The following is a 4,660-nucleotide window of genomic DNA, read 5'->3' on the forward strand; positions in this document are numbered from 1 at the left end:
TCCCACTGGCGTGGGAGCCCCTACGATCGGCTTTTAAAAAAAGCGTCTCGCATGACTCCACGCAGTGGGGAAATTGTTCCAGGTGCAGCCACCCGGCTCCCACTCCCAACAGGCGTTCCAGACTTTCGGGGATTGGTTACAACGGCGTCCCCTGCCCTCTTCGGCGTCTGGCGGTCGGTGGGTTCTGAGACAGTGACAGCGCCCGTGGTTGGGTTTTAACGCTGCCCTGCCATTGCCTTCTCGCCCTTGCGGGTCGCACCTGACCGGCTATACCGGCTACCGTGAAGAGATCCCCTTGATCGGTAGCTATTACTTTCCCGGGCCCAAAGCATCTTGATTCCAAGCGTCGGGAAGAGGTGTCGGGGGAGGCTGGAAGCTAGACAGGAGAGGGTTTTCTCGCCAGAATTGTGCTTACCAGGTCTCGATCCCCGCCGCCTAAAGCAGAGAATCCCCGAGACCTTGGCCAGAGCGATTGCCGTCGCCGCTGGCCCGAATGAAACCCTGCCTCGGCAGGGTTTCTTCGTTTTGAAGCTATGTAACTGATAAAGCCAAAGATATTGCCTTTGTTCGCGCAGCGCAAATCCCTATTTTTCCACGTCGCTACTCGCGACCTAATCCCCCTGCCATCCGGTGATAAACTGTCGGGCACCCTACAGACAGAACCCGACACTGCCCTACATGGCAAAATTAACCATCGGCCGCATGGCAAGTCTCTACGGTTTGCACCGTTCTACCCTGCATGAAGCCGTGGCCAGAGGCCGCGTAAATGCTGGTCTCGACGGCAAAGGGCAGAAGGTTATCGACCTGTCCGAAATGATCAGGGTTTACGGTGAGCCGCCCGGCGCGACCCGACACTTCCCTACACCCACGCCAGACACCTTCCCTACACTTCGTTTAGACACCCTACAGCCTCTTTTGGAAGAGCTGCGTTTATTGCGCGAAGAGGTTCGAGAACTGCGCGAGACGATGCGCTTGATCGAGCACAAACCCGAGGTTGTGCCAGCACCACCTAAAACAGTCGCCCCCTCACGACCTCAGGGGCCTGTCACCTGGGCCGGTTTGTTCGACGCCCTGGATGACTGAATCAACATTTCAGCCGTGGAAACTCGCCTTTGACCTGGTGAAATGAACGTTGACCCAGCGTGGGCCGATGGCAACTTGTTGCCCCGGTTCAGGCTGGGCGACAAGCGCAGCGCGTCAGGCAGTTCGACTCGTAGAGGCGGGGTTTCAAAGGGGCACCCTTTGGCACGGGATGTATACATCCTTGGCGTGCCTGTGTTTTTCAGCTCTGCTTGCGCGCTTTTATTCCGTCAGGCGTTTGTCAGGTCTAACCAGCCCCAAAACAGGTTTTTCATGCTGTTGTCAGGTGTTTGTCAGCCATTTGTCTGGTGTTGGTCATGCCGTTATCAGGCACAAGCCGGACTCTTTCTCTTTTTTAGGAAAACGGCATCTACGGCACCTAGGTTCGCAGTGCGAAATGAACCAGAAGTAGCTCATCTTTGTACGCTGCCGATCACGCTTGCGGCATAAATCCAGTCACATACGCTCACCTGAAATCCCAGCCTGGTGACGCGATGAACATTCCGCCCTCACACCGTATCTTCGGATGCGGCAATCTTTGGAAAGCACTGGTCCTGACACACCCAAACATGCCTTTTAATGGGTGTCCCCCCATCAGTGAGGACGCCTGACATGGCTCACTTCAAAGCGTTTGCGTACGACACCCTGATCAACCTCATGGCTTCCGTGCTGCTCGATCTGCTGCACTGGATGATTGACCTGGTCTGCTCCACACCGGCCTGCCTCACCGTCTTCGCACCGCCGCTGTGTAGGCTGGTGTGACGTTACAGCTCGACGGCAAAGCCCTTGATCCCAAGGCCGTCGGCAAAACGCCCTACGGCGGTCAAACTGGCCCAGGTGCGCAGCGCCTCGCGGCGCGAGCGTACCGGCAGCCAGCGACTGCCGGCACCGCCCAGGCGAATGGCCAATCCCCACTTTTCAGCCTGCCGGCTGACCAGCACTTCGCGCACGGCGCCGCCTTCGAGCATGACGCGCAGTGCGTCTTCATGAATACCTGTCCGCATTAGCCCTCTCAATTTCGCGTCCGCGAAAACACTTACCCCGATGTCGATGCATTTCGCGCTGCGAAATAGCCCCTGTTCACTCAGCTCGATCACCTCGTGTCGAGCGAGGGGCCAGATTCGGCGCAGGCCGAAGAGAGGGGGAATGGTAGGCCAGAAGCGGGGGGTGTGGCGCCCGCCAGACGCAAAAAAGCCCACCGGGGTGGGCTTTTCTGTGGGGGCCGATTTAACGAAGGTCCCGTTATTTGAATCCGAAACCATCCCAATAGTGGGGAAAAAGCTTTCTTTTCGGTCACAAGTGCCGCTATAATAAATCCTTAGGATTTATTATAGCGGCACTCAGGTACTTGTTTTTTTTCGTCCCCGTAATCATTGAATTTTCTTGACTTATCTACTCTTAGCAGATATACGTCCTAAGGACGTATATCTGCTAAGAGCGTATAGCAAAAGAAGCTGAAAAAGGACATTTTCGTGTTTTTACTGGAAGAAGCCTTGGCCACGTGGGTTCTAGAGGATTACCCGTATTCAGTAATCACTCAGAAAAAACTTTCCGAACAGATTTTCCTACTTTTCATGTCGAAAAGTTATAAAGATAGAAAAATATCACTTATTAGAAAAAAATATGCCTCAAATGATGATTTCAACCTTTATATAAACAGAGTTGAAAAGGCTGGTATTCTCACAAGAATTGATGAAAATAAAAAGAAAGTTATTACTCATTATAGCGAAAATCTAAGTAGCGTGTATTTCATCAAAGGTAAACCTGAATACAGTGCGACGGAGGCAGTTTGTGCCGTTTACCCATATGGATATATTTCAAAGCTCAACGCAATGGCATGGTACGGGCTGACTGACAGAATACCAAAAGTAATTAGATTTACAGCATGCTCTCTGAGTGAGTGGAAAAACAAATCCTTGTCAGATTTAAATGTGGGTCCTGCAATACCTTTTGATAGAGAATATTTTATTCCCACATATCCAAAACACACAAATATGTTTGGCGAGGAACTTATAATTTCCGTAGAAAAGGACTATGTTAATCCATCCGAGATAAGAAATAGTCCGCTCAGAGTTTCGCCTATAGGAAAGACATTCATAGACATGCTTAGGACACCCGATGAATGCGGTGGCATCGACCATGTCTTGGATGTGTATATTGAATATGCAGAAAAATATTTTCCTGCCATATTAAAAGAGCTAAAGCATGACCGTACTAGAAAAATGGATATCGCAAGGACAGGCTTCGTTCTACAAAAGGTTGTCGGCATTAGCCACCCCCAGCTAAATGAATGGCAACAGGAATCTAAAAAAACCCGCGGCAGCTCGAAAGTGCTTGTTCCAGGAACACCGTTTTCGGCAATATATGATGAGGATTGGTCATTATCATTAAATGCGGAGTCTGCACATCAATATGGAAATCGACATTGAGCAATGGGTTGCAGAAGCACCACGGGAATTCCTCTTAGCTAGGCAAGCTAGTCACGTTATTCTGCGTGCAGTCGCCTCAGACGAGCGTTTGAGGACCAGCATGATCATCAAAGGCGGAACACTTCTTGGCATCCGCTATGGTAGTACCCGTGCCACCACAGATATCGATTTCTCCACCGAAAAAAAGCTATCCGAGATTAATTTGGAGGAATTCGAGAAAACATTAAATGATGCTATGGACTTAGTTGAGTCATATCTCAATTACGGCATAAAATGCAGATTGCAGTCCAGAAAACCGGAGCCTAACGCTCACGGTACATTCCCCACAATTAAAATGAAGATTGGTTATTGTTTGAGATCAAACATTTCCCATATGAAAAGGCTTGACGAAAAGAATTGTCCGCTCGTGATAGCTATCGACTACAGTTGCAATGAAAAATCATATAACGTGGAAATGCTTCAGTTTGATGATGAAGAAATTCAAGCATACGACATCTGTGATCTTCTAGCAGAAAAATTGAGATCTATCTTGCAGCAAGAGGTACGTAATAGGAGTAGGGAGCAAGATATATATGATGTTAATTATCTGCTGACTACAATAGAACCGTTAAATGAAATTGAAAAAGGAAAAGTGCACAGCTCATTAATCCGAAAGAGCCAAGGCAAAAATATTGATTACCTTCTAAATCAAAATGGTATGGATAATGAAAATATTCGAAAACGGTCCGGTGAAAAGTACCCTTTACTGAGGTTAACTGTGAAAGAGCTTCCGGATTTCGATGAGTCCTATTCCAGGGTGGCAACATTTTTCAAAAGTTTGCCATGGTTAGAAGATAAGCCTAAAGAAAACAATACAAGCACGCTACAAGAGACCTAAAAGAATCAATGCTCATAGAGAGGCTGAGGAGAGGTGTGTCGTACCACTCCCCAAGAGAATACAAGTATCGACCCGAGAAGCTAAGAGCACGAGCAAGGAGGGCTGACGCCTACAGAGGACACCTAACGGCAAGGATGACGTTAGCTGCGCGCCCCCTAGGGGCTCCCACTGGCGTGGGAGCCCCTACGATCGGCTTTTAAAAAAAGCGTCTCGCATGACTCCACGCAGTGGGGAAATTGTTCCAGGTGCAGCCACCCGGCTCCCACTCCCAACA

Annotated in this window: 5 protein-coding genes; 4 read left to right on the forward strand and 1 reads right to left on the reverse strand. The window is 49.5% G+C overall.

The window, feature by feature from the left end:
• Positions 1–678 precede the first annotated feature (678 nt).
• Positions 679–1,083, forward strand: coding sequence for a hypothetical protein (locus tag SLW74_RS27435; protein ID WP_410930720.1), 405 nt, complete (start codon positions 679–681; stop codon positions 1,081–1,083).
• Between the two features lie 609 nt (positions 1,084–1,692).
• Positions 1,693–1,842, forward strand: a complete 150-nt coding sequence (locus SLW74_RS27440; protein ID WP_410930721.1) for a hypothetical protein — start codon at positions 1,693–1,695, stop codon at positions 1,840–1,842.
• 2 nt (positions 1,843–1,844) lie between these two features.
• Here SLW74_RS27440 and SLW74_RS27445 read toward each other — a convergent pair whose 3' ends face one another.
• Positions 1,845–2,084, reverse strand: coding sequence for a hypothetical protein (locus SLW74_RS27445; protein ID WP_410930722.1), 240 nt, complete (start codon positions 2,082–2,084; stop codon positions 1,845–1,847).
• A 468-nt stretch (positions 2,085–2,552) separates the two neighbouring features.
• Between SLW74_RS27445 and SLW74_RS27450 the strand changes: the two genes are divergently transcribed.
• Entirely contained in the window at positions 2,553–3,509 is a 957-nt protein-coding gene (locus tag SLW74_RS27450) for a type IV toxin-antitoxin system AbiEi family antitoxin domain-containing protein (RefSeq protein WP_410930723.1), read from the forward strand.
• Positions 3,493–4,386 carry a nucleotidyl transferase AbiEii/AbiGii toxin family protein gene (locus SLW74_RS27455; protein WP_410930724.1) on the forward strand — a complete coding sequence of 298 codons (894 nt, stop codon included), beginning with the start codon at positions 3,493–3,495 and terminating at the stop codon, positions 4,384–4,386. The genes SLW74_RS27450 and SLW74_RS27455 overlap by 17 nt, the downstream gene beginning before the upstream one ends.
• Positions 4,387–4,660 lie beyond the last annotated feature (274 nt).

The organism is Pseudomonas sp. W5-36 (genome assembly GCF_046540455.1).
In the GTDB taxonomy this organism is placed as follows: domain Bacteria; phylum Pseudomonadota; class Gammaproteobacteria; order Pseudomonadales; family Pseudomonadaceae; genus Aquipseudomonas; species Aquipseudomonas graminis_B.